At 71.9% G+C, this 24,086-nt stretch carries 23 protein-coding genes; 12 read left to right on the top strand and 11 right to left on the bottom strand.

The window, feature by feature from the left end; genetic code table 11:
- Nucleotides 1–102: 102 nt before the first annotated feature.
- Nucleotides 103–999, bottom strand: a complete 897-nt coding sequence (locus ACK8N7_RS03650) for a LysR family transcriptional regulator (RefSeq protein WP_403210831.1) — start codon at nucleotides 997–999, stop codon at nucleotides 103–105.
- A 131-nt stretch (nucleotides 1,000–1,130) separates the two neighbouring features.
- Here ACK8N7_RS03650 and ACK8N7_RS03645 point away from each other — a divergent pair, with 131 nt between their 5' ends.
- The 3 genes from ACK8N7_RS03645 to ACK8N7_RS03635 are packed head-to-tail and all read left to right on the top strand — an operon-like array spanning nucleotide 1,131 to nucleotide 4,493.
- Complete coding sequence (locus ACK8N7_RS03645) at nucleotides 1,131–1,799, top strand: succinate dehydrogenase cytochrome b subunit (protein ID WP_403211015.1); 669 nt, start codon at nucleotides 1,131–1,133, stop codon at nucleotides 1,797–1,799.
- Nucleotide 1,800: 1 nt separating this feature from the next.
- Nucleotides 1,801–3,750, top strand: a complete 1,950-nt coding sequence (locus ACK8N7_RS03640; RefSeq protein ID WP_403210833.1) for a fumarate reductase/succinate dehydrogenase flavoprotein subunit — start codon at nucleotides 1,801–1,803, stop codon at nucleotides 3,748–3,750.
- Nucleotides 3,747–4,493: a succinate dehydrogenase/fumarate reductase iron-sulfur subunit gene (locus ACK8N7_RS03635; RefSeq protein ID WP_403210835.1), complete on the top strand. Its 747-nt coding sequence runs from the start codon at nucleotides 3,747–3,749 to the stop codon at nucleotides 4,491–4,493. The genes ACK8N7_RS03640 and ACK8N7_RS03635 overlap by 4 nt, the downstream gene beginning before the upstream one ends.
- 46 nt (nucleotides 4,494–4,539) lie before the next feature.
- Here ACK8N7_RS03635 and uvrA read toward each other — a convergent pair whose 3' ends face one another.
- Nucleotides 4,540–6,960 (bottom strand): excinuclease ABC subunit UvrA, encoded by a 2,421-nt coding sequence (gene uvrA, locus ACK8N7_RS03630; RefSeq protein WP_500440905.1) that lies wholly within the window; start codon nucleotides 6,958–6,960, stop codon nucleotides 4,540–4,542.
- Nucleotides 6,961–7,039: 79 nt separating this feature from the next.
- Nucleotides 7,040–8,041, bottom strand: coding sequence for an MsnO8 family LLM class oxidoreductase (locus ACK8N7_RS03625; RefSeq protein WP_500445676.1), 1,002 nt, complete (start codon nucleotides 8,039–8,041; stop codon nucleotides 7,040–7,042).
- Between the two features lie 122 nt (nucleotides 8,042–8,163).
- Between ACK8N7_RS03625 and ACK8N7_RS03620 the strand changes: the two genes are divergently transcribed.
- Nucleotides 8,164–8,652, top strand: coding sequence for a phosphatase domain-containing protein (locus ACK8N7_RS03620; protein WP_500440903.1), 489 nt, complete (start codon nucleotides 8,164–8,166; stop codon nucleotides 8,650–8,652).
- Here the strand turns inward: ACK8N7_RS03620 and ACK8N7_RS03615 are convergent, their stop codons facing one another.
- Nucleotides 8,653–8,868 carry a dodecin gene (locus tag ACK8N7_RS03615; RefSeq protein ID WP_018513053.1) on the bottom strand — a complete coding sequence of 72 codons (216 nt, stop codon included), beginning with the start codon at nucleotides 8,866–8,868 and terminating at the stop codon, nucleotides 8,653–8,655.
- 203 nt (nucleotides 8,869–9,071) lie between these two features.
- On the opposite strand from ACK8N7_RS03615, the gene ACK8N7_RS03610 reads away from it, so the two are divergent.
- The 3 genes from ACK8N7_RS03610 to ACK8N7_RS03600 all read left to right on the top strand — a co-directional run bounded on the left by ACK8N7_RS03610 (nucleotide 9,072) and on the right by ACK8N7_RS03600 (nucleotide 12,234).
- The gene (locus ACK8N7_RS03610; protein WP_403210838.1) at nucleotides 9,072–10,325 is read left to right on the top strand and encodes an extracellular solute-binding protein; all 1,254 of its coding nucleotides are present in this window, start codon (nucleotides 9,072–9,074) and stop codon (nucleotides 10,323–10,325) included.
- Nucleotides 10,326–10,498: 173 nt separating this feature from the next.
- Nucleotides 10,499–11,317 carry a GNAT family N-acetyltransferase gene (locus ACK8N7_RS03605; RefSeq protein ID WP_403210840.1) on the top strand — a complete coding sequence of 273 codons (819 nt, stop codon included), beginning with the start codon at nucleotides 10,499–10,501 and terminating at the stop codon, nucleotides 11,315–11,317.
- 20 nt (nucleotides 11,318–11,337) lie between these two features.
- Nucleotides 11,338–12,234 (top strand): lysophospholipid acyltransferase family protein, encoded by an 897-nt coding sequence (locus ACK8N7_RS03600; RefSeq protein WP_500445674.1) that lies wholly within the window; start codon nucleotides 11,338–11,340, stop codon nucleotides 12,232–12,234.
- Here the strand turns inward: ACK8N7_RS03600 and egtD are convergent.
- The 5 genes from egtD to ACK8N7_RS03575 form a co-directional block, all read right to left on the bottom strand.
- Nucleotides 12,177–13,139 (bottom strand): L-histidine N(alpha)-methyltransferase, encoded by a 963-nt coding sequence (egtD, locus tag ACK8N7_RS03595; protein ID WP_403210842.1) that lies wholly within the window; start codon nucleotides 13,137–13,139, stop codon nucleotides 12,177–12,179. The two genes, ACK8N7_RS03600 and egtD, sit on opposite strands and share 58 nt — an antisense overlap.
- Entirely contained in the window at nucleotides 13,136–13,891 is a 756-nt protein-coding gene (gene egtC, locus ACK8N7_RS03590; RefSeq protein WP_403210844.1) for an ergothioneine biosynthesis protein EgtC, read from the bottom strand. Before egtC ends, egtD begins: the two co-directional genes overlap by 4 nt.
- Entirely contained in the window at nucleotides 13,891–15,258 is a 1,368-nt protein-coding gene (gene egtB / locus ACK8N7_RS03585; RefSeq protein ID WP_500440899.1) for an ergothioneine biosynthesis protein EgtB, read from the bottom strand. The genes egtC and egtB overlap by 1 nt, the downstream gene beginning before the upstream one ends.
- Entirely contained in the window at nucleotides 15,255–16,616 is a 1,362-nt protein-coding gene (gene egtA / locus ACK8N7_RS03580; protein WP_403210848.1) for an ergothioneine biosynthesis glutamate--cysteine ligase EgtA, read from the bottom strand. The genes egtB and egtA overlap by 4 nt, the downstream gene beginning before the upstream one ends.
- A gap of 148 nt (nucleotides 16,617–16,764) precedes the next feature.
- Nucleotides 16,765–17,232: a type II toxin-antitoxin system PemK/MazF family toxin gene (locus tag ACK8N7_RS03575; RefSeq protein WP_500440897.1), complete on the bottom strand. Its 468-nt coding sequence runs from the start codon at nucleotides 17,230–17,232 to the stop codon at nucleotides 16,765–16,767.
- Nucleotides 17,233–17,364: 132 nt separating this feature from the next.
- Here ACK8N7_RS03575 and ACK8N7_RS03570 point away from each other — a divergent pair, with 132 nt between their 5' ends.
- Both ACK8N7_RS03570 and ACK8N7_RS03565 read left to right on the top strand, forming a co-directional pair.
- Nucleotides 17,365–18,387, top strand: a complete 1,023-nt coding sequence (locus ACK8N7_RS03570) for a LacI family DNA-binding transcriptional regulator (RefSeq protein WP_403210852.1) — start codon at nucleotides 17,365–17,367, stop codon at nucleotides 18,385–18,387.
- A gap of 56 nt (nucleotides 18,388–18,443) precedes the next feature.
- A complete protein-coding gene (locus ACK8N7_RS03565; RefSeq protein WP_403210854.1) occupies nucleotides 18,444–18,710 on the top strand; it encodes a hypothetical protein in 267 nt (88 codons plus the stop codon).
- Nucleotides 18,711–18,840: 130 nt separating this feature from the next.
- Here ACK8N7_RS03565 and trxA read toward each other — a convergent pair whose 3' ends face one another.
- A complete protein-coding gene (trxA, locus tag ACK8N7_RS03560) occupies nucleotides 18,841–19,239 on the bottom strand; it encodes a thioredoxin (RefSeq protein ID WP_403210856.1) in 399 nt (132 codons plus the stop codon).
- Nucleotides 19,240–19,356: 117 nt separating this feature from the next.
- On the opposite strand from trxA, the gene ACK8N7_RS03555 reads away from it, so the two are divergent.
- Entirely contained in the window at nucleotides 19,357–20,808 is a 1,452-nt protein-coding gene (locus ACK8N7_RS03555) for a dihydrolipoyl dehydrogenase family protein (RefSeq protein ID WP_403210858.1), read from the top strand.
- A gap of 274 nt (nucleotides 20,809–21,082) precedes the next feature.
- Here the strand turns inward: ACK8N7_RS03555 and ACK8N7_RS03550 are convergent, their stop codons facing one another.
- Entirely contained in the window at nucleotides 21,083–22,366 is a 1,284-nt protein-coding gene (locus ACK8N7_RS03550) for a glutaminase (protein ID WP_500440894.1), read from the bottom strand.
- 124 nt (nucleotides 22,367–22,490) lie between these two features.
- Here ACK8N7_RS03550 and ACK8N7_RS03545 point away from each other — a divergent pair, with 124 nt between their 5' ends.
- Both ACK8N7_RS03545 and glgA read left to right on the top strand, forming a co-directional pair.
- Nucleotides 22,491–22,736, top strand: coding sequence for a hypothetical protein (locus ACK8N7_RS03545; RefSeq protein ID WP_500440892.1), 246 nt, complete (start codon nucleotides 22,491–22,493; stop codon nucleotides 22,734–22,736).
- Between the two features lie 154 nt (nucleotides 22,737–22,890).
- A complete protein-coding gene (gene glgA / locus ACK8N7_RS03540) occupies nucleotides 22,891–24,054 on the top strand; it encodes a glycogen synthase (protein ID WP_500440890.1) in 1,164 nt (387 codons plus the stop codon).
- Nucleotides 24,055–24,086 lie beyond the last annotated feature (32 nt).

The following is a 24,086-nucleotide window of genomic DNA, read 5'->3' as shown; positions in this document are numbered from 1 at the left end:
ACCGGTGCCGGGTGCCGATGCGCGGCTGAACGGGGCCCGGTGCCGATGCGCCGCCGACCGGTGCGGGCCCCCGCCGCGCGTCGGCCGGGGCCCGGCCCGCGGTCACCCGCCCCCGGGCCCGTGCTCCAGCAGCATCCGCTGGAGCTCCCGGGCCGCCCGGGGCGGGGCCACATCGCTGCGGTGCGCCAGCGCGATCGTGCGCCGCAGCCCCGGCCGGGCCAGCGGGGTCCGCCGCAGGTCGCGGCCCGCCCGGTGTGCGGCCATGCTCGGCACCACCGCGATCCCGAGCCCCGCCCGTACGAAGCCGAGCACCGCGTCCATCTCGCCGCCCTCCACCGTGAACGAGGGCTCGAATCCCTCCGCGCGGCAGGCGGCGAGCGTCAGCTCCCGCAGGTTGTACCCGTGCCGGAACATCACCAGCGGGGCCCCTTCGAGATCGGCGATCCGCACCCGGCCGCCACGCCCCGGGGCCGGCCCGGCGGCGGACGACACCACCACCAGGTCCTCCCGCAGCAGCTCCACCGTGGTCAGCGCGGGGGACGCGGCGGGCAGCGGCAGCACCACCAGGGCGAGGTCGAGCGCCCCGCGCGCCAGCTGCCGTACGAGATCGTGCGAACCGCCCTCCTCCAGCAGCAGCCGCACCCCCGGATGGCGGTCGTGGAAGGCGCGCAGCACATCGGGCAGCAGCCCCGTGCAGAGGCTCGGCGTCGCCCCCAGCCGCACCCGGCCGCTGCGCAACTGCACCAGCTCCTGCACCTCGTGGCGCGCGGTCTCCGCGTCCGCGAGGATCCGCCGGGCCAGCGGCAGCAGCGCCTCACCCGCGTCGGTGAGGGCGATGTTGCCCCGGGCCCGGCTGAACAGCTCGGCACCCAGCTCGCTCTCCAGCGCCCGGATCTGCTGGGAGAGCGAGGGCTGCGAGACGTGCACGGCCTCGGCGGCCCGGGTGAAGTGCAGGGTCTCGGCGACGGCCACGAAATAGGTGAGCTGCTGGAAGTGCATACATCGAGGCTACTGTCGGTCGATAGGTAATGCCTATGAAGATCAGCTACTCCATGTCTTGGACTGATCGGCTCGGAGCCCTTACCGTCGTGTCCATGGCATTGGCAACGCGGACGGACCGACGGCCGTCGATGACGCGTACGCTCTGGGACTCGACCGTCGGCAAGAAAACGATCATGGCCGTGACCGGTCTGATCATGCTGGGGTACCTCGTCGCCCACATGGTCGGGAACCTGAAGATCTTCTTCGGACCGGGTGAGTTCGACGGCTACGCCCACTGGCTGCGGACCATGGGCGAACCGATCCTGCACTACGAGTGGGCGCTGTGGATCGTCCGCGTGGGGCTGGTCGCCGCCGTCGTGCTGCACGGCGTCTCCGCGTACCAACTGAGCCGCCGCGACATCCGGGCGCGCCCCGCCAAGTACGTCCACAAGAGGCGCCGGGCCAGCTACGCCACCCGGACCATGCGCTGGGGCGGCATCATCCTCGCGCTGTTCATCGTGTGGCACGTCCTCGACCTGACGACCGGCACCGTCCACACGAGCTTCGAGGCCGGACACCCGTACCAGAACGTCATCGACACCTTCTCCACCTGGTACGGCAACGTCATCTACATCACCGCTGTGCTCGCCATGGGCCTCCACGTCCAGCACGGGTTCTGGAGCGCCGCACAGACCCTGGGCGTCGGCAACGCGACCCGCGACCGCGTCCTGAAGACCCTCGCCAACGTCCTCGCGGCGGTGCTGACGGTGGGCTTCGTCTCCGTACCCGTCGCCGTCATGACCGGAGTGGTGAGCTGACATGCCCGACTACACGCACTACGCCACGGGCGAGCCCGTCGTCGACACCAAGGCCCCCGAGGGCCCCGTCGCGGAACGCTGGGACACCCGCCGCTTCCAAGCCAAGCTGGTGAACCCCGCCAACCGGCGTAAACATACGGTCATCGTCGTCGGCACCGGACTGGCCGGCGGATCGGCCGGTGCGACGCTGGCCGAACAGGGTTACCACGTCCTCCAGTTCTGCTTCCAGGACTCGCCCCGGCGCGCCCACTCGGTCGCCGCGCAGGGCGGTATCAACGCGGCGAAGAACTACCGCAACGACGGCGACTCCATCCACCGGCTCTTCTACGACACCGTCAAGGGCGGCGACTTCCGTGCCCGGGAGTCCAACGTCCACCGCCTGGCGCAGATTTCGGTGGAGATCATCGATCAGTGCGTCGCCCAGGGCGTCCCCTTCGCCCGCGAGTACGGCGGCCTGCTCGACAACCGCTCCTTCGGCGGCGTCCAGGTCTCCCGTACGTTCTACGCGCGCGGCCAGACCGGGCAGCAGCTCCTCCTCGGCGCCTACCAGGCGCTCTCCCGGCAGATCGCCACGGGCGGCGTCGAACTCCACGCCCGTACCGAGATGCTGGACCTGATCGTGGTCGACGGAAAGGCCCGCGGGATCGTCGCCCGCGACCTCGTCACCGGGAAGATCGACACCTACTTCGCCGACGCGGTCGTCCTGGCCACCGGTGGCTACGGCAACGTCTTCTACCTGTCGACCAACGCCATGAACTCCAACGCCACCGCCATCTGGCGGGCCCACCGGCGCGGCGCCTACTTCGCCAACCCCTGCTTCACCCAGATCCACCCCACCTGCATCCCGCGCACCGGCGAGCACCAGTCGAAGCTCACCCTGATGAGCGAGTCGCTGCGCAACGACGGCCGCATCTGGGTCCCCAAGGCCAAGGGCGACGACCGCCCGGCCAACCTGATCCCCGAGGACGAGCGCGACTACTACCTGGAGCGCATCTACCCGGCCTTCGGCAACCTCGTGCCCCGCGACATCGCCTCCCGCGCCGCCAAGAACGTCTGCGACGAGGGACGCGGCGTCGGCCCCGGCGGGCAGGGCGTCTACCTGGACTTCGCCGAGGCCATCGGGCGGATGGGCCGCAAGGCCGTCGAGGCGAAGTACGGCAACCTCTTCGACATGTACCAGCGGATCACCGACGAGGACCCCTACACGGTCCCGATGCGGATCTACCCCGCCGTGCACTACACGATGGGCGGCCTCTGGGTCGACTACGACCTCTCGACCACCATCCCCGGCCTCTTCGCGATCGGCGAGGCGAACTTCTCCGACCACGGGGCCAACCGGCTCGGCGCCTCCGCGCTGATGCAGGGCCTCGCCGACGGCTACTTCGTCCTGCCCTCCACGATCAACGACTACCTCGCCCGCAACCCGCACACCGAGAAGGTCGACGCCGGACACCCCGCCGTCGCCGAGGTCGTCGCGGAGACCGAGGACCGCATCAACCTGCTGCTCTCCGTCGACGGCGACCGCACCCCCGACTCCTTCCACCGCGAGATCGGTGAACTCATGTGGGAGTACTGCGGGATGGCCCGCACCGAGGACGGACTGCGCAAGGCGCTCGCGAAAATCCCGGAGATCCGCGAGGAGTTCTGGCGCCGCATCAAGGTCCCCGGCACCGGCGAGCAGTTCAACCAGTCGCTGGAGAAGGCCAATCGCATCGTCGACTACCTGGAGCTCGCCGAGCTCATGTGTCTCGACGCCCTGCACCGCGCCGAGTCCTGCGGCGGCCACTTCCGCGCCGAGTCCCAGACCCCGGAGGGCGAGGCCGAGCGGCGCGACGAGGAGTTCTCGTACGCCGCCGCCTGGGAGTTCACCGTCACCGGCGGTGCCCCCGTCCTGCACAAGGAAGACCTCGTCTTCGAGTACGTCCACCCCACCCAGCGGAGCTACGCATGAAGCTCACCCTGCGCGTCTGGCGCCAGCGAGATGCCGAGACGCCCGGCGCCATGGCCACCTACGAGGTCGACGGCATCTCCGCCGACATGTCGTTCCTGGAGATGCTCGACACCCTCAACGAGGAGCTCACCCTCGCCGGGGACGAACCCGTCGCCTTCGACCACGACTGCCGCGAGGGCATCTGCGGCGCGTGCAGCCTCGTCATCAACGGCGACGCCCACGGCCCGGAGCGCACCACCACCTGCCAGCTCCACATGCGGTCCTTCGCCGACGGCGACACGATCGACATCGAACCGTGGCGGGCCTCCGCCTTCCCGGTGATCAAGGACCTGGTCGTGGACCGCTCGTCCTTCGACCGGATCATCCAGTCCGGCGGCTACATCTCCGCCCCCACCGGGACCGCCCCCGACGCCCATGCCACCCCGGTGCCCAAGCCCGACGCCGAGCTGGCCTTCGAGAACGCCGAGTGCATCGGCTGCGGCGCCTGTGTCGCGGCCTGTCCCAACGGCTCGGCGATGCTCTTCACCGCCGCCAAGGTCAACCACCTCAACGTCCTGCCGCAGGGCGCCCCGGAGCGCGAGACCCGGGTCCTGGACATGGTGGCCCAGATGGACGAGGAGGGGTTCGGCGGCTGCACCCTGACCGGCGAGTGCGCCACCGCCTGCCCGAAGGGCATCCCGCTGCCCTCGATCGCCGCGATGAACAAGGAGTGGCTGCGCGCGACCCGCAAGGTCCGCCGCTGAAGCGGGAGTTGATCCCGTACGGTGTCGAGTTTCGGGCCGTACGGGATCAACTCCCCAGCGCCTTCGCCAGATACGGCGCGGTACGGCTCTCCGCCGCCCGCGCCACCCCGTCCGGCGCACCGGTCGCCACGATCCGGCCGCCCCGGTCCCCGCCGCCGGGCCCCAGGTCGATCACATGGTCGGCGCCCGCCACCACGGCCATGTCGTGCTCCACGACCACCACCGTGTTGTGCGCGTCGACCAGACCGTGCAACTGCCGCATCAGCACCTCGACATCGGCCGGATGCAGACCGGTCGTCGGCTCGTCCAGCAGGTACAGCGTGTGCCCGCGCCGGGTGCGCTGGAGCTCGGAGGCGAGCTTGATCCGCTGAGCCTCGCCGCCGGACAGCTCGGTGGCGGGCTGCCCGAGCCGCAGATAGCCGAGCCCCACGTCCAGCAGGGTGGTCAGCGCACGCTCGGCGGCCGGCGTCCCGGCGAAGAAACCCGACGCCGACTCCACGGTCAGGTCCAGGACTTGAGAGATCGTCAGCCCGCGCAGCGTGACCTCCAGGGTCTGCGGGTTGTAGCGCGCGCCGTGGCAGTCCGGGCAGGGCGCGTACGTGCTCGGCAGGAAGAGCAGCTCCACCGAGACGAACCCCTCGCCCTGGCAGGTCTCGCACCGCCCGCCGCTCACGTTGAACGAGAACCGCCCCGCCGTGTAGCCCCGCTCCCGCGCCGTATCCGTCTGCGCGAAGAGCTTCCGTACGGTGTCGAACAGCCCGGTGTACGTGGCCAGGTTGGACCGGGGCGTCCGCCCGATCGGCTTCTGGTCGACCTGGACGAGCCGGTCCACCGCCTCCAGCCCGGTGGCCTCGGCGCAGAACTGCTCGCCCGCGCCCGCCTCCTCGCCCGCCTGCCGGTCCGCCAGCACCCCGGCCAGCACCTGCCCCACCAGGGTCGACTTGCCCGAACCGGACACACCGGTCACCGCCGTGAACACCCCGAGGGGGAACGCCGCGTCGACCCCGCGCACGTTGTGCCGTTCCACGCCGGAGAGCCGGATCCACCCGGAAGGGGTGCGCGGCTCCCGTACGGGCGCGGGCTCGTCCTCCTCCGGGAACAGGAACCGCCGCGTCGCCGACTCCGGCACCCGGGCCAGCCCTTCCGGCGGCCCGCTGTGCAGCACCCGCCCGCCGTGCTCCCCGGCCAGCGGGCCCACGTCCACCAGCCAGTCCGCCCGCCGCACCACATCCATCTGGTGCTCCACCACGAAGACCGAGTTCCCGGCCTCCCTGAGCCGGCCGAGCACCGCGAGCAGGGACTCCGTATCGGCGGGGTGCAGCCCGGCCGACGGCTCGTCCAGTACGTAGACGACCCCGAAGAGCCCCGAACGGAGCTGGGTCGCCAGCCGCAGCCGCTGCAACTCGCCCGAGGAGAGCGTCGGAGCCGTACGGTCCACGCTCAGATAGCCGAGGCCCAGCTCCGTCACCGTGCCGATCCGGGCCAGCAGATCGGCCGTCAGCACCCGGGCCGTCTCCTCACCGCCCGCACCGGCGCCGGAGAGCACCTCGGCCAGCTCGGAGATGGGCAGGGAGGCCAGCTCCGCGATGGTCCGCCCGGCGAAGGTCACCGCCATCGCCTCCGGCCGAAGCCGGCTACCGCCGCACACCGGGCACGGCCCACTGGTCAGGAAACGCTCGGCCTTCGCCCGCAGCGTCCGGCTCTTCGTGTCGGCGAAGGTGTGCAGCACATAGCGCCGGGCGCTCATGTACGTTCCCTGGTACTGGCGTTGGATCCGCCCCGCGTCCCGCACCGGATGCACCGTCACCACCGGCTGCTCGTCGGTGAACAGGATCCACTCCCGGTCCTTCGCCGCCAGCTCACGCCACGGCCGGTCGACGTCGTACCCGAGGGTGTCCAGCACATCCCGCAGGTTCTTCCCCTGCCAGGCCCCCGGCCAAGCGGCGATCGCGCCGTCCCGGATCGACAGCGAGGGGTCGGGGACGAGCAGTTCTTCGTCCGTCCGGTGGATCCGGCCCAGGCCGTGGCACTCGGGGCAGGCCCCGGCCGCCGTATTGGGGGAGAACGCGTCGGAGTCGAGCCGCTCGGCCCCCGCCCGGTAGTCCCCGGCCCGGGAGAACAGCATCCGCAGCGAGTTGGAGAGCGTGGTGACCGTCCCCACCGACGACCGGGCCCCGGGTGCGGAGCGCCGCTGCTCCAGGGAGACCGCGGGCGGCAGCCCGGTGATCTCCCCGACGGCGGGTGCGCCCACCTGGTGGATGAGCCGGCGCGCGTAAGGGGCGACCGACTCGAAGTAGCGCCGTTGGGCCTCGGCGTAGAGGGTCCCGAACGCCAGCGAGGACTTGCCGGACCCCGAGACCCCGGTGAAGACCGTGAGGGTGTCGCGCGGGATGTCGACGTTCACGTCCTGGAGGTTGTGCTCGCGCGCGCCGCGCACCCGGACGTACGGATCGTGGGCGGAGTGCATGGGGCTCGGCTCCGTACATGAGGGGGGACAAACGGTTCGATTCTAGGCGCGGGTGGTGGTGCGGGCCCGCCCGGACCGCTCAGCGGCCCTGCCGTACGATCCCGGCCAGCCGCCGCAACGAATCCACCAGAGCCTCACGGTCGTACGTACTGGTCGTGACGAGCACCTCGTCCGCCCCGGTCTCCTTGATCGCCGTCTCCAGCTGCTCCGTCACCTGCTCCTCGGTGCCGTGGATGTGGCCGTCGAACCCGCGCTCGTACAGCGCGCGCTCCTTGTCGGTCATCGTGCGGCTCTCGATCTCCTCGGCCGGCGCCAGCGGGGGGAAGCTGCCGTGGGTACGGGCGTACGCCATGGCCCAGGCCTCCGGGACCAGCAGGCGCCGGGCGGCCTTCTGGGTGGCGGCGACGGCGACGGTGCCGGAGACGATCACCTCGGGGCGTTCGGTGCGGGCCGAGGGGCGGAAGTCCCTGCGGTACACCTCGATGGCGCGCAGCACCTTCTCGCGGCCGCGCAGGTCCCCGATGACGAGGGGGAGTCCGGCGGCCGCCGCGACCGCCGCACCCTCGCCGATCGCCAGGACGTACGCGGGGATGCGCAGGCCCTCCGCCGGGCGGGCGTGCACCTGGGGGTGGGCGTGCTGGGTGCCGTCGATCCAGCCGAGCAGCTCGGCGAGGCGGCCCGGGAAGTCCTCCGCGTCCTCCTTGCCGTGGCCGAGCGCCCGGCGTACGCCGTCGGTGAACCCCACGGAACGGCCGAGCCCCATGTCGATCCGGCCGGGGAAGAGGGAGGCGAGCACCCCGAACTGCTCGGCCACGACGAGCGGCTGGTGGTTGGGGAGCATCACCCCGCCGGTCCCGACCCGGATGGTGGAGGTCGCGGCGGCGACGGCGGCGGCGAGGACCGTCGGCGCCGACCCCGCGACGCCCGGCACGCTGTGGTGTTCGGAGACCCAGAAGCGGTGATAGCCCAGCGCCTCCACCTCCCGCGCCAGCGTCACGGTGTCGCGCAGTGCCTGGGGGCCGTCATGCCCCGCACGGGTGCGGGAGCGGTCCAGGAGGGAAAACCGGGTCGAGGCGATCACAGAGCTCACACCCTCTTCAACGCCCCCGACCGGTGAGGATTCCCGTGGCGCGATCCGAACGAAAAGCTTCACGGCCGCGGCTTCCCGAGGCGGAAGGCGCCGGGGCTTCCTAAGCTGGCCGGGTGAACAACGACGCCCGGCCGCTGGCCGTATTCGACCTCGACGGCACGCTCGCCGACACGGCCCACCGGCAGCACTTCCTGGAGGGCGCGAAGCGCGACTGGTCCGGCTTCTTCGCGGCCGCCCCGGACGATCCGCCGCTGGCCGAAGGGGTGGCGCTCGTGCACGGCAGCGCCGAGGAGTGCGAGATCGTCTATCTGACCGGGCGGCCCGAGCGCTGCCGCCGGGCCACAGTGGAGTGGCTGAGCCGTCAGGGGCTGCCCGAGGGGCAGCTGTTCATGCGGCGCAACGACGACCGGCGCCCGGCCCGCCGGACGAAGCTGGACATCCTCCGGCGGCTGGGCCGCTCGCGTGAGGTGCGCATGCTCGTCGACGACGACGAGCTGGTCTGCGATGCGGCCGAAGTGGCCGGATTCCCTGTGGTGCGGGCCCGCTGGTTCGACCCGTCGCAGGCGCTGAAGGATGCACAGGAGCGCGACGGGCGTACCTGATCAGGCGTTTTCGTCGAGCCGGAAGCCCACCTTCAGTCCGACTTGATAGTGCGCGATTCGGCCATCCTCGATATGGCCGCGAACTTGGTTAATCTCGAACCAGTCGAGATTGTGCAACGTTTCTGCGGCTCTTGCGACGCCGTTCCGGATCGCCGCGTCGATGCCCTCCTCAGAGGTTCCTACAATTTCGGTGACCCGATAGGTGTGGTTGGACATATTTTGTCTCCTCTCTGGTGACCACGGTGCCTCAATCCCGGGTGTCGCGCGAGAGGGCGAGTGGGGCGAATCAGGACGAGCGCGCGTCTTGACCTACTCATTGGTCCATACCAAAATTCAGCCAAACACCCGTGCGAGCGTCGCCCGCAATCCCCCCACACCGGGTCCTGATTTCGTCGTGTCGTTTCGCAGAAGGTGACTACGTGAAGAACCGCATACTCATCGGAGCCGTCGCGCTCGTTTCGTCCGTCACGCTCAGCGGATGTGGCTACTTCTCCGGTTCGGGTGGCGGTGACCGCACGGTGACGGTGTGGCTGATGAAGGACAGCGTCTCGTCGGGATTCCTGGAGAAGTTCACCAGCTCGTACGAGAAGGAGAACCCTTCCATCGAACTGGAGTTCAAGATTCAGGAATGGGGCGGCATCGGCCCCAAGGTCCTGGACGCGCTGCAGAGCGATGACGCCCCGGATGTGATCGAGGTCGGAAACACGCAGGTGGCGCAGTACGCGGAGAGCGGCGGCCTGCGCGACCTCACCCTCGAATCGATGCGCGACCTCGGCAGCGAGGACTGGCTGCCCGGCCTCGCCCAGCCCGGCCAGATCAGCGGTGTGCAGTACGGCATCCCCTGGTACGCGGCCAACCGCGTGGTGATCTACAACAAGGAGACCTTCAAGGACGCGGGCATCGCCGCCACCCCCAAGACCCGCGCCGAGTGGCTCAAGACCACCGAGAAGCTCAACACCCAGGGCAAGCAGGGCATTTATCTGGCCGGCCAGAACTGGTACGTGCTGGCCGGATTCATCTGGGACGAGGGCGGCGAACTCGCCGAGGGCGGCGGCGGTGACTGGCGGGGCACGCTGGACACCCCCGAGGCGCTCGCCGGAATGAACTTCTACAAGGAACTCCAGGCGCTCGGCGACGGGCCCATGGACTCCGACGAGGAGAAGCCCCCGCAGAACGACGTATTCGCCGAGGGAGACGTCGCCCAGATCATCTCGCTCCCCGGGAGCGCCGCGCTCATCGAGCAGAAGAATCCCGAACTCAAGGGAAAGCTCGGCTACTTCCCCATTCCCGGGAAGACCGCCAAGGCCCCCGGCTCCGTCTTCACCGGCGGCTCGGACCTCATCGTGCCGAAGAACGCCGACCAGCGCAGCGCCGGTATCGCCGTCGTCAAGGCGCTGGCGAGCGAGAAGTGGCAGACCGAACTCGCCCGCTCCATGAGCTACGTCCCCAACAAGCCCCGGCTCGCCCATGTCGTCGAGGGCGAGGAGGGCACCGCCGCGATGGCCGAAGGGGCGAGCCAGGGACGCGCCACGCCCAACTCCTCGCAGTGGGCCAAGGTCGAGGCGGAGAACCCGATCAAGCCGTACATGACGGCGGTGCTCACGGGCGCCGACCCGGCCGCGGCGGCTAAGAAGGCGTCGGAGCGCATCACGGCCATGCTCGCCGGCAGCTGATCCGGCGGCCGCCCCGCACGGGCGGCGGCCCTGGGGATTCAGCCGTCGCACATCCCCGCGCTCCACAGCGGTCACGTCGAATCCAGCCGGTGACGGAAGAAGTAAGGGGCCGGGCCTTCGCTCCCCGCGAAGGCCCGGCAGCCGCCCTCGCTGATCCGTCCCCGGAGACTGCCATGACCGTGCTGCCCACCGCCCCGCCCGCCTCGGTACCCACCCGGTCCGCCCCGCCCGCCTCCTCCGCCCACCGTTTCCCCGAACCGGCCTACCGGGTCTCCCTCGCCACCGGTCAGGAGGACGTACGCGCCGCGCAGCGCCTGCGCCACCAGGTGTTCGCCGGTGAGCTCGGAGCCAGGCTGGAGGGGCCCGAACCCGGCATCGACAGCGACGCGTTCGACGCGTACTGCGACCACCTGCTGGTCCGCGAGACCGCGACCGGCGAGGTCGTCGCCACCTACCGCCTGCTGCCGCCCGACCGTGCCCGGATAGCCGGCCGGCTCTACGCGGAGAGCGAGTTCGACCTCACCCGCCTCGCCCCGATCCGCGACGACCTCGTCGAGGTCGGCCGCTCCTGCGTCCACCCCGCCCACCGCGACGGCGCCGTGATCGCCCTCGTCTGGGCCGGACTCGCCCGCTACATGGAACGCTCGGGCCACACCTGGCTGGCGGGCTGCTGCTCCCTGCCGCTGGCTGACGGCGGCACGCTCGCCGCCCGCAGCTGGAACACCGTACGCACCGCACATCTGGCCCCCGAGGAGTACTGGGTCACCCCGCACCGCCTCTGGGACTCCTCCGCCCACCCCGACGCCGGCCCCGGCTCCCGGGCCGACCTGCCGCCCCTGCTCCGCGGCTATCTGCGGCTCGGTGCCTGGGTCTGCGGAGCCCCGGCGTACGACCCCGAGTTCAACGTCGCCGACCTGTACGTCCTGCTCTCGCTGCGCCGCACCGACCCGCGCTACCTGCGCCACTTCCTCTCCCTCGTCCCGCAGCCATGAACGCCGCCCGTCCCGCAGGCGTGAGCGCCTGGCTGCCCGTGGCCCCCTGCACCCCGCAGGCCTGCGCCCGGCACACCGGAGCGGTCCGGGCCCCGCTCCCCGCGGTCCTGCGGCTCCTCGCGGGGAGCGCGTGGACCCTGCTGGGGGTGGCCTGCGCCCTGCCGGTCCGGCTGCTCCCGGCGGCCCCGCGCGGGTGGCTGGTGCGGCGCTGGGCGCGGGGCGTACCGCGTGCCTTCGGCGTACGGGTGACGGTCCGGGTGCATCCGTACGCCCCCGGCTCCGAGGGCGAGCTCGTCGTCGCCAACCACATCTCCTGGCTGGACATCCCACTCGTCGCCTCCGTGCTGCCCGGCCGGATGCTCGCCAAGAGCGAGGTCGGGGGCTGGCCCCTGCTCGGACGGCTCGCCGGGCTCGGCGGCACGCTCTTCGTCGACCGGGACCGGCTGCGCGAGCTGCCGGGGGCCGTGGGCACCGTCGCCGCGGCGCTGCGCGCGGGCTCCCGTGTGGTGGCGTTCCCCGAGGGCAGCACGTGGTGCGGGCGGGGGAGCGGCGGGGTGTTCCGGCCGGCCGTGTTCCAGGCGGCGATCGACGCGGAGGTCTCCGTACGACCGGTCCGCATCACCTACGGCACCGCGGGCGCCGTCGCGTTCGTCGGGGACGATCCGCTCGCCGCCTCCCTCTGGCGGGTGGTGCGGGCGGCCGGGCTCACCGCCGAGGTCGACGTCCTCGCCCCGATCCCCGCAGGCGCTCGGGCGTCCGTCCCCGCGAGCGGCGATCCCGGCCGCCGCGCACTGGCCCGCGCCGCCCGGGCCGCCGTCGTCGGTACCGACCGGACGACGACGGCCCGGGCAGCGGCGGGTCAGACCGCCGTGGCCAGCGACAGGGCGAACCGCCCGGCCGCGTCCGTCCACCACTGAGCGAGGTCGAGCCCGGCGGCGGCCAGCTCCTCGCGGACGTCCTCCTGGCGGAACTTCGACGAGACCTCCGTACGCAGCTCCTCACCGGCCTCGAAGGGCACCACCAGGTCCAGCTCCCGGATCTTCACGCTCAGCGCCCGGCGGGCGCGCAGCCGCATCTCGATCCACCGCTGCTCCCGGTTCCACACGGCGACATGCTCGAAGTCCTCGAGCGGGAAGTCCGCGCCCAGCTCCCGGTTGACGACGTTCAGCACGTTCTTGTTGAAGGCCGCCGTCACCCCCGACGCGTCGTCGTACGCCGCGACCAGCGTCTCCTCGTCCTTGACCAGATCCGTGCCGAGCAGCAGCGCGTCGCCGGGGGACAGGAGCGAGCGCACCGAGTGCAGGAACGTGGCCCGCTCGTCGGGGAGCAGATTGCCGATCGTGCCGCCCAGGAAGGCGACCAGCCGGGGCCCCGGCGTGCCGGGCAGCGCCAGACCGCCGGTGAAGTCCGCGATGAGCGCGTGCACGGAGAGCCCGGGGCGCTCGGCGAGCAGCGCCTCGGCCGCCCCCGTCAGCGCGCTCTCGCTCACGTCCACCGGCACGTAACTGTGCAGCTCCGGCAGGGCGTCCAGCAGATGACGGGTCTTCTCCGAGGAGCCCGAGCCCAGCTCGATCACGGTCCGGGCCCCCGAGGCCGCGGCGATCTCCTCGGAGCGCTCCTCCAGGATCTCCCGCTCCGCGCGGGTCGGGTAGTACTCGGGCAGCCGGGTGATCTCCTCGAACAGTTCGCTGCCGCGCGCGTCGTAGAACCACTTGGGCGGCAGCGTCTTCGGGTGCCGGGTCAGCCCGCTCAGGACATCGGCGCGCAGCGCCGCGTCCGTCGCGTCCTCCGGCAGGGTGCGGGTCAGCAGGAAAGGGCTCACGCGACGGGCTCCTTGAGCGGTGTGGGGGTGACGTCTGCGGAGGTCGCGACCAGCAGGGTGCGGTCGGGGACCTCGCGCCAGCGCGGATCGTCGTCGTACGGCTCCGAGGCCACCGCGGTCGAGCGGCCCGGGTCGTGGAGGTGCCAGAGGGTGTCGCCCCAGGCGGTGGCCACGATGGCGGTGCCGTCGGTGACCAGCAGGTTGAGCCGGGATCCGGGGGCCGCTTCCGCGACCTCACGGACGGTCTCCGCCACCGCTGTCGGCAGATCGTCCCCGGCGGCGACGCGGTGCAGGATCAGCGCCCAGACCAGAGCGGAGTCGTTGCGCGCCGCCAGCGAGAGCAGTTCCTCCGCGGGCAGGGCGGCGGCCGGGCCCGCCAGGGACGCGGGCCAGCCCGGTACCGCGCCGTTGTGGCTGAAGAGCAGCCGCCCGGCGGCGTAGGGCGCGGCCGCGGCCTCCCCGTCCGCACCCGCCTCGGTGGCGTCCCGTACGGCGGCGAGCAGCGCGGTGGACCGCACCACCCGGGCCAGATCGGTGAACGTCTGGTCGTGCCAGATCGGCCCCTGGCGCCGGTAGCGGCCGGGCACCGGGTCGCCGTCCGCGTACCAGCCGACCCCGAAGCCGTCCGCGTTGACCGTGCCGTACCGCTGGCGGCGCGGCGCCCAGGACTGGCGCACCAGGGAGTGCGGCGGCTCGGAGAGCACTGTCCCGAGGGCCACCGGATCGCCCACATAGGCGATATGGCGGCACATCAGGCGTTCCTCGCGGTGCGGAATCCGGAGAAGATCTGCCGCCGCACCGGCAGGTCCCAGTTGCGGAACGTGCCCCGGCAGGCGACCTGGTCCACGGCGAACGAGCCGCCTCGCAGGACCTTGTGGCCCGGCCCGAAGAACACGTCGGAGTACTCCCGGTAGGGGAACGCCACGAAGCCCGGATAGGGCAGGAAGTCGCTCGACGTCCACTCCCACACATCGCCGATCAGCTGACCCGCGCCGGACGGCGCCCGGCCCGCCGGATACGCGCCGGCCAGGGCCGGGCGCAGATGGCGCTGGCCCAGATTGGCGTGCTCGGGTGTCGGGTCCGTATCGCCCCAGGGGTAGCGCAGCGAACGCCCCGTGGCGGGATCGTGCCGGGCGGCCTTCTCCCACTCGCTCTCGGTGGGCAGCCGCCTGCCCGCCCAGCGCGCGTACGCGTCCGCCTCGAACCAGCTGACGTGCAGCACCGGCTCGTCCTCCGGCACCGGCTCGGTCACCCCGAACCTGCGGCGCAGCCACTGCCCGGCGTCGCGGTGCCAGAACAGCGGGGCGCTCAGCCCGTGTTCACGGACCATGTCCCAGCCCTCGGGCGCCCACCAGCGGGGGTCGGTGTACCCGCCGTCCGCCATGAACCGCTGATACGCGCCGCACGTGACGGGAGAGGTGTCCAGATGGAACGCGGCCACCTCCCGCCGGTGCGCGGGCCGTTCGTTGTCCAGTGCCCACGGCTCGGCGGAGGTTCCCATGGTGAACGGGCCCGCCGGGACGAGGACTTCACCGGGCAGGGACCCGGCGTCGGTGGGATCGGGCGGCGCGGGTGCGGTCAGCGCGGCCGGGCCCGAGCGGAGCTGATGGGTGATCAGCATGGTCTCGTCGTGCTGCTGTTCGTGCTGGGCGATCATCCCGAAGGCGAACCCGGCCCGCTCCAGCGGCCGCCCGCCCTCATGGAGCGGGGCGGCCTCCAGGATGTCCAGGGCCCTGCCCCGGACGTCGGAGGCGTACGTCCGCGCCTCGGCGGGCGCCAGCAGCGGCAGCGAGGGCCGTGCGGAGCGTGGGTGCTCGAAGGCGTCGTACAGCCCGTCTATCTCGGGGCGCAGCGCCTGCCGGCCGCCCACGGCCCGGAGCAGCCACTGCTCCTCCTGGTTGCCGATGTGAGCCAGGTCCCAGACGAGCGGGGACATCAACGGGGAGTGCTGGGCGCTGAGTTCGCCGTCCTCCACGCTGTCGGTCAGGGTGGCGGTGCGCGCGCGGGCGGTCAGCAGCGCGTCGAGGGCGCGCCGGCGCAGTGTCTCGGGGTCGTGGCTGCCGGGGGCCGGCGGGAAGCCGTCCGCGGCGGGCGCGGAGGGGGCGCGGTCGTCGGTCATGCTGAGGTCACCCTTCCGGAGTGCGGCGGAGCGGCCGGCCCGTTCGCGGGGCCGTCCGGGGAGCCGGTCAGCAGGGACAGGCCGGCGAGAGCGCCCGGTCGGAGCAGGTCGTCGGCCGGACATCGGCCCCGGGCCACATACCGGTCGTTGAAGGCCGCCACGGTGTCCTGCACCGCCTTGCAGGCGCCCATCCGGTCCAGCGCGGTGAGCGCCGTCTCGAAGCAGACGACGGCCGCCGCCCGCAGCTCCGGATCGGCCAGGCCCTCACGGGCGGCCGTCGTCCAGAGCGGGTTGCGCGGCGCGGCTGCGGAACCCGCCGACTCGGCCAGGGGCTTCACGGTGCGGTACACGGTCTCGGCGGCCTCCGGGTCGTCGAACAGGGCGGTGGCGACGGCGAGCGGCACCAGCCACCCGTCGGTGCCGCTCTGCGCGTCGATCATGCGCAGTTCGAGGTGTCCGCGCGGCCGGACCGGCGGGAAGAGGGTGGTGATGTGGTAGTCGAGATCGGCCTGGACCGGCGGGCGGGGCGCACCCGTGCGGATCCACTCCCGGAAGGTGAGACCCTCCGGTACGTCCCAGGGGCCCTCCTCGCGGCGCACGCACATCACGGTCGTGTCCAGCACGTGCGAGGCCCACGCCTCGCGCGGCGGAAGCCCGCCGCCCGGCGCCAGCGTCCGTACGGGGTCGAGATCGGCCCACAGGGCCTGCCGCGTGGACTTCCAGCCGGTCCGGCGGCCCTGCCGGAACGGCGAGTTGGCGAACGCGGCCACCAGGACGGCACCGAGCAGATGGGTGAGCTGCCAGCGCCGCCCGTAGCCGAGCGGCCCCGGCTCCTCCTCGCCCGCGTCCAGACAGACCTGCACGGAGGCGGAGGTGCACATCATCGCCCGCCCGGCCGGGCCCGCCCGGTCGAGCGCCGCCTCCATCGCGTCGTAACGCGGCTCGCGCAGCCTGCGGTGCGGCGTCTGCCACGGGTCCACGCCGAGCCCGACCGGTGCCAGCCCGGCCCGGCCGAGCGAACCCCGGACGGCGGCCAGATCCGCCGCGGTCGTCTCGATGCACTCCATCAGGGAGCCGGCCGGCTGTGAGCTGAGCTCCAGCTGCCCGCCCGGCTCGAACGTCAGTGCGGCACTCAGGGGCAGCTCGCGTAGCGCCGCGACCGCGCTGTCGAGCCGATCCCCGCCGACGGGGACGGCGGGATGTTCCCGGTCATGGATGAGCCATTCGAGTTCCACCCCCACGATGCGAGGGGGACCCGTCTTGAAACATATGCCGCGCAGCAAATCCTGTGCCGCACCCTCGTCGAGGGGTGCGGTGTCCAGGCGTGGGCCGGGGCCGCCGGGTGTGTCCGAGGACATGGGGCGCCTCCTTCTCAGTTGCGTACCTACCACCCAAACCCGTACCCCGGGATCGCACAAGAGTGCCCCCGAGCCACCGGAAAGCGGTTGCCGGCGCACCGCTGCCACGACCAGCATGCGCCGTACGCTGCACACCGGCGAGCGCCGGTCAGCTCCAGCCGTACCGCTCCCGCAACCGCCCGGTGACGGAATCGAACCGGTCCCGGTCCAGCGCGCACGCCTCGCGCCGCATCCCGTCCTCGTGGACCCGCAGCACCCGGTCCAGATCGACCCAGGACTGCCGGCCGGAGCTGTCCCAGGGACCGGCACCCAGCGCCACCCACTCGTGGTCCATGTCGTGCCGCTTGCTGGAGAGCTGGACGGCGAGCAGCGTCCCCGCCGGTTCCCGGGCCACGACGAGAACCGGCCGGTCCTTGCCGCGCCCGTCGTTCTCCTCGAACGGCACCCAGGTCCAGACGATCTCGCCCGGATCGGGGTCGCCGTCACGGTCGGGCGCGTACGAGGATCGGACCGGGCCGACCTCGTGCGGATCGGCCTGGACGGTGGCGGTCGGACCGGTGCTGCCGGGAGGTACGGGCGGGCTGTCGGTGCGCTGTGCGCTGTGGTGGAACGTCATCGCAACACCGTAGGACGTGCACGGCCCGATCCCGGGAGCGGGTCCGCCGAACGGGGGCCGCGGCGAGCCGCCGCGGCCCGGCGCCCCCGGGGCGCGGCCCGGCCCGGCGGATCTGGAAGACTGCCGGACGCCATGAGCCAGTTACCCAAGCAGCCCGCCGAAGTCTCCGTCCCGACCAGCGCGGATGTCGCGCGCCTCGCCGGAGTCTCCCGGGCCACCGTGTCGTACGTCCTGAACAACAACGCCACCGTCCGGATCAGCGAACCGACCCGGCACCGCGTCAGGGAGGCCGCCACACAACTCGGTTACGTCCCGCACGCGGCCGCCCGCAGCCTGCGCGCCGGACACAGCCGCCTGGTGCTGCTGCCCTCCGGCCACATACCGGCGGGCCCGCTGCACCAGCGCTTCTTCCAGGAACTCCAGGCGGGACTGCGCCGCCTGGACTACACCGTCGTCCAGTACGGCAGCGCCGGCCTCGCCGACGACGAGGCGGTCAGGGCCTGGGCCGAACTGCGGCCCGTCGCCGTCGTCGTCCCTCCCGGCATCACCCTCACCCCGCACGGCACGGACGTCCTCACCCGCTCCGGCGCCAAGGCGGTGATCACGCTCGGCCCGGAGCCGGTGGGGGGCGCCCACGGACTGGTCATGGACCAGCGGCGGGTCGGCGCCAGCGCGGTCGGGCACCTGCTGGCCCGGGGCCGCCGCCGCATCGGGGTGGTCATGCCCCGGGAACCCGGCCTGGAGCCGTTCTCCGGCCCCCGCCTCACCGGGGCCCGGCAGACCGCGGAACCGGCCGGGGCGAACATCCTGCCCCTCCCGCTCCGCTACGACGAGGAGTCCGCGGCGGAGCTCGCGGAGCGCTGGCCGGAACTGGGCCTGGACGCCGTGTTCGCGTACAACGACGAGTACGCCATGCTCCTGATGCGGGCACTCCAGGACGCGGGCGTCGCGATACCCGGGGACACGGCCGTCGTCGGAGCGGACGACCTGCTGCTCGGCAGACTGCTGCGGCCGCGCCTCAGCACGGTCCGGATGGAGCTCGCCATGGAGCACGCGCTGGCCGAGACCATCGACCGTCTCGTCCACCACCCGGGCAACGCCCCTGTCCACCACGACCTGCTGCGCACCAGCGCCGTCCACCGCGAGTCCAGCTAGGGCGGGTCCGCCGCGACGACATGCGCGGCGACCGGCGGATGTCTAGCGTCGGGTCCATGAGTCATCCGCAGAGTTACGAGCTCCTCCTGATCCCCGACCACAGCAGGACACGGACCGGAGCCCCCGGAAGGCCGATCCGCTCGGCGGTCGTGGCCGCCACCGGCGAGACGGGGGCCTCCGGCTACCCCCGGTACGCGGGCGAGGGCATGGAGGCGGACATCGACCCGGAGACCCGCACGGTCGAGGCCGTGCTGATCGACGGCGACGAGCTGGACCCCGGAATGTCGGTCCACGTAGCCGAGGGGAACCGCCAGGCCGGCTGAACGGACGGCCCTACCCGGGCATGACGGACGGCCGCACCCGGACACGACGGAAGGGCCCCGACCGCACGACCACCGCTTCCGCGGTGTCGGATCAGGGCCCCTCGGCTCGCGCCGTGCGCCGGTACGGCGGCTACTGGGCCTCCGGCTGTCCCTGCCCGGCCTCCGCCGCCCGCTTCTGCTCCTCCACGGACTTGCGGACCTCGTCCATGTCCAGCTTCCGGGCCTGGCCGATGACGTCCTCCAGGGCCGCCTCCGGCAGGGCGCCGGGCTGCGAGAAGACCGCGACGTTGTCCCGGACGATCATCAGCGTCGGGATGGACCGGATCTCGAAGGCGGCCGCCAGCTCCTGCTGCGCCTCCGTGTCGACCTTCGCGAAGACCAGGTCGGGGTGGCGCTCGGACGCCGAGTCGTAGACCGGCGCGAACTGTCGGCAGGGGCCGCACCAGGAAGCCCAGAAGTCGATCAGGACGAAGCCGTTGTCACTGACGACCTGATCGAAGTTTTCCTTGGTGAGCTCTACGGTGCTCATGCTTCAGATACCTCTTCCTGTGCCCGTTCGGACCTGTTCCGGCACAACGGTGACTGCACTTGCGCTATTCCGCCTGCCCATGTGGCCGGGGCGCACACTCACGAGGACACTGTCTCCATGACAGATGCAGCGACTGACGCGGTGGACGTTTCCGAGTACGACGTGGTGGTCATCGGTGCAGGTCCGGTAGGGGAGAACGTGGCCGACCGGGCCCGCGCCGCCGGGCTCAGCACGGCCGTGGTGGAGTCCGAGCTGATCGGCGGTGAATGCTCGTACTGGGCGTGCATGCCGAGCAAGGCCCTGCTGCGCCCGGTGGTCGCCCGCGCGGACGCCCGCCGCGTCCCGGGCCTGAGCGCCGCCGTGCAGGGCCCCCTGGACGTACAGGCCGTCCTCGCCCACCGGGACGACGAGGCCGCCCACTGGAAGGACGACGGCCAGGTCGCCTGGCTGGAGAGCGTCGGAGCGGACATCTACCGCGGTACGGGACGCCTCACCGGCCCCCGCGCGGTCGCCGTCACCGCCCCCGACGGCACCGTGCACCGGCTCACCGCCCGGCACGCCGTCGCCGTGTGCACCGGCACCCGGGCCGTCGTCCCCGGCCTGCCCGGCATCGCCGACGTCCGCCCCTGGACCAGCCGCGAGGCCACCAGCGCCAAGGAGGCGCCCGGCCGGCTCGTGGTCGTCGGCGGGGGAGTGGTCGGCGTGGAGATGGCGACCGTCTGGCAGGCGCTCGGCGCCGAGGTGACGCTGCTGATCCGCGGCAAGGGCCTGCTCCCCAAGATGGAGCCCTTCGCGGGCGAGCTGGTGGCCGAGGCGCTGACGGAGGCCGGCGCCACCATCCGTACCGGCGTCTCCGTCACCGCCGTGCACCGGCCCGCACCGGACGGACCCGTCACCGTGGAGCTGGACGACGGCGGCCGGATCGAGGCCGACGAGATCCTCTTCGCCACGGGCCGGGCGCCGCGCACCGACGACCTGGGCCTGGAGACGGTCGGCCTGGAGCCCGGCTCCTGGCTCACGGTGGACGACAGCTGCCGGGTCGAGGGCACGACCTGGCTGTACGCGGTCGGGGACGTCAACCACCGCGCTCTCCTCACCCACCAGGGCAAGTACCAGGCCCGCATCGCGGGAGCCGCGATCGCCGCCCGCGCCCAGAAGGTCCCGCTCCTGGAGACGGACCGCTGGGGCGCCCACGCGGCCACCGCCGACCACGCGGCGGTCCCCCAGGTCGTCTTCACCGATCCCGAGGCCGCATCCGTCGGCCTGACCCTCGCCGAAGCCGAACATGCGGGCCACCGCGTCCGCGCCGTCGACTACGACCTCGCCTCGGTCTCCGGCTCCGGCCTGTACGCCGACGGCTACCGGGGCCGCGCGCGGATGATCGTGGACCTGGACCGGGAGATCCTGCTCGGCGTGACGTTCGTCGGCCCCGGAATCGGCGAACTCCTGCACTCCGCGACGATCGCGGTCGCGGGCGAGGTCCCCATCGACCGGCTGTGGCACGCGGTTCCGGCGTACCCGACGATCAGTGAGGTGTGGCTGCGGCTGCTGGAGACGTTCCGAGGTTAGGGCGCGTCCGCCGTGGACAACGGCCGACACAGTGAACGGAATTGACGGTGGGTGGTGAGACAGCGAACCGGCTCGATGACGGCTTGGTGGACGTGGGTCCGGCCTTCCCGGCGCACGCGTGGTCGGCGGAAGCCGTGCGGCCGGGCGAAGGTCTGCCCCACCACCCACCGGTGGGCGCCAGGAGACGTGCTGTGCCGAATATGTCGACGCGCGACGGCCGGCCCGACGCCCGGGGCGCGGAACCACGCAGCAGCCCGTACCGAAAGAGAGGTGCTCAGGCAGAGGGGAGCATCGCCTGATCCACCTCGCGGACGACAGTGACCTGGCCGCCGTCTCCGGGTTCGGGGTCGGGAATGACCGCTTCCGGATCGACGAGATAGACCTCGTGGTCGTCCAGCGTCAGTCGGCGCGCGATTTCCAGTACCATCCGCCGTGCCACGTCGTCGATCGCGTGGACGCGTGTGAGGTCGATGGCCACCCGCGTCTCCGGGGCAGCCGTCTCCAGGACCTCCCGCACCACGCGCTCGGCTCCCGCGAAGCCGATGCCGCCCTGGAGTTCCAGGACGCGGAGCGCGCCCGGTCCGCTGCCGACGACGTGGTTGGACCGTAGGACCGCCCGTCCGGCGGAGGGTACCTCCATCACGTGCAGGCCCATGTCCGAGGAGAACCGCTCGAACAGAGACACCCCGCGTACGCTGTTGCCGTGACGGTCCAGACGCGGCGAGAACGTGGCGATGCCGATGCGTCCGGGAAGCGCACCGATCAGGCCACCGGCCACCCCGCTCTTCGCGGGGATGCCGACCTGGGTTGTCCAGTCACCGGCCGCGTCGTACATTCCGCAGCTCAACATCACGCTCAGCACCTGTCGCACCACCGGTTCCGGCACCACCTGTTCACCCGAGAGCGGGTTCACGCCGCGGTTGGCCAGCGTCGCCGCCATCATGGCCAGATCCCGCGTCGTGACGAGCACGGAGCACTGCCGCGTGTAGCCGTCCACGACCGCCCCGGCGTCCTCGGTCAGGACGTCGTGGCTGCGCAGCATGTGCGCTATCGCGAGGTTGCGGTGCGCGTGCGCCATCTCCGACGCGCACACCTCCTCATCCATCACCAGCCGACGGCCGGCGAAGGCCGAAAGGCCGTCGATTACGCGTTCCACCCGCTCCGCCGGACGTGATCCCTCCGCGCCGGCCAGTGAGTGAACGGTGATGGCGCCGGCGTTGATCATGGGGTTGAACGGTCGTCCGGTGCCGCCTTCGAGGGAGATCTCGTTAAACGCCTCTCCTGACGGCTCGACGCCGACCTTGGCCAGCACCGGAGCGAACCCGCGGTCGGCGAGGGCCAGCGCGTACGCGAACGGCTTGGAGATCGACTGAATGGTGAACGGGACATCAATGTCACCGGCGCCGTAGACCTGACCGTCGACGGTGGCGAAGGCCGCGCCCAGGCGCTCGGGGTCCGCCGCCGCCAGCTCGGGGATGTAGGCCGCAGGTTCTCCGGAGTCGTCCGGCTCCACATCTCCCAGTGCCTCGGCCAGATAGTCGGGAATGATGGACCGCATTCTTGCCTCTCCGTTCGCACCACTGACTTCGGGCGCGGGGTGCGTCCGGACTGTGTGCTGCGTTCTACCGCCGGGGCGCCTCCGCTGCGCCTGCCGGTTGTGTGACCAGGCTACCGACCGGGCCGTGCGGATCGACCGACTGCGGATCGCCGATCACCGCGGGCGCGTCCCGAAAGACCTGGACAACGCGAGCCGGCGCACCACGGGGGTCCACGGATCGACCACCTCGATGGGTGCGGCCGATCCCGTCGCCTACGCCCTCAGCCTGGCCGTGAAGCTGATCTCCACGAGCTGCCCGAGCTGCGCGAGCCGCGGCGTCACCAGAATGGTGGTCGCCACATCTGCTCTGCCGTTGTCACCGACGCTGTGACGGCGGCGGGTTGTGCCCGGTGTGCCGCACCAACCCCTGCGCCTATCGCGCCATGCGGGGCCTGGAGACCGTGCGCCGCTGTGTTCTTCCTCCGCAGAGGCATGTGAGTGGCCATCAAGGGAAGAAGGTCATCGACGACACGAGGGGGACAGCCGTGAAGGTGGGACTGCTGAGTCGTGAGTACCCGCCGGACGTCTACGGGGGCGCCGGTGTCCATGTCGAGTTCCTGGCAAGGGAGTTGCGCCCGCTCACCGATCTGCAGGTCCACTCCTGGGGCGAAGGGGCCTCGGACGGGCTGGTCCGGCACCGGCCCGGCCGGGAGCTGGACGGTGCCAACGACGCGCTGCGCGCCTTCTCCGTGGACCTGTCCATCGCCGCCGCGCTCGAAGGCCGCGACCTCGTCCACTCGCACACCTGGTACGCCAACCTCGCGGGCCATCTCGCCGGACTGCTCTACGGCATCCCGCATGTGGTGACCGCCCATTCGCTGGAGCCCCTGCGGCCCTGGAAGGCCGAACAGCTCGGCGGTGGTTACGCGTTGTCGAGCTGGGCCGAGCGCACCGCCGTGGAGTCCGCCGACGCGGTGATCGCCGTCTCGCACGGAATGCGTGCCGACATCCTCGGCTGCTACCCGCAGCTGGATCCCGACCGGGTCCGGGTCGTCCACAACGGCATCGACACCCGCCTGTACCGGCCCGCTCCCGGAGTCGACGTACTGCGCCGCCTGGGTGTCGACCCGGACCGCCCCTTCGTCCTGTTCGTCGGCCGCATCACGCGCCAGAAGGGTGTCCCGCACCTGCTGCGCGCCGCCCATCGGCTCGATCCCTCTGCACAGCTGGTGCTCTGCGCGGGCGCGCCCGACACCCCGGAGATCGAGGCCGAGTTCCGCGAACTCGTCGGCGAACTGAAGCGTTCGCGCGACGGGGTCCACTGGATCCCGGACATGCTTCCGCGCCCCGACGTCATCCAACTCCTCAGCAGAGCGTCCGTGTTCGTCTGCCCGTCCGTGTACGAGCCTCTGGGCATCGTCAATCTCGAAGCGATGGCCTGCGGCACCGCGGTGGTCGCCTCCGCGGTCGGCGGCATCCCCGAGGTCGTCTCCGACGGTGGCACGGGACTGCTCGTACCGTACGAGGCCGACGAACCGGCCCGGTTCGAGGCGGATCTCGCCGAAGCGATCGGCCAGGTGCTCGCCGACCTTCCGGCGGCCCGGCGGATGGGTGAGGCGGGACGTGAACGTGCGGTGCGGGAGTTCGGCTGGGACATGGTTGCCCGGCGGACTCTCGAGGTGTACGAGGAGATCGTCAAAAAGGTGTAGCCGGGAACGGTTCGGTGTTTCAGGAGGGGGAG

Source organism: Streptomyces griseobrunneus (assembly GCF_046713465.1).
Classification (GTDB): domain Bacteria; phylum Actinomycetota; class Actinomycetes; order Streptomycetales; family Streptomycetaceae; genus Streptomyces; species Streptomyces microflavus.
This window is presented reverse-complemented; position numbering and strand designations above follow the sequence as displayed.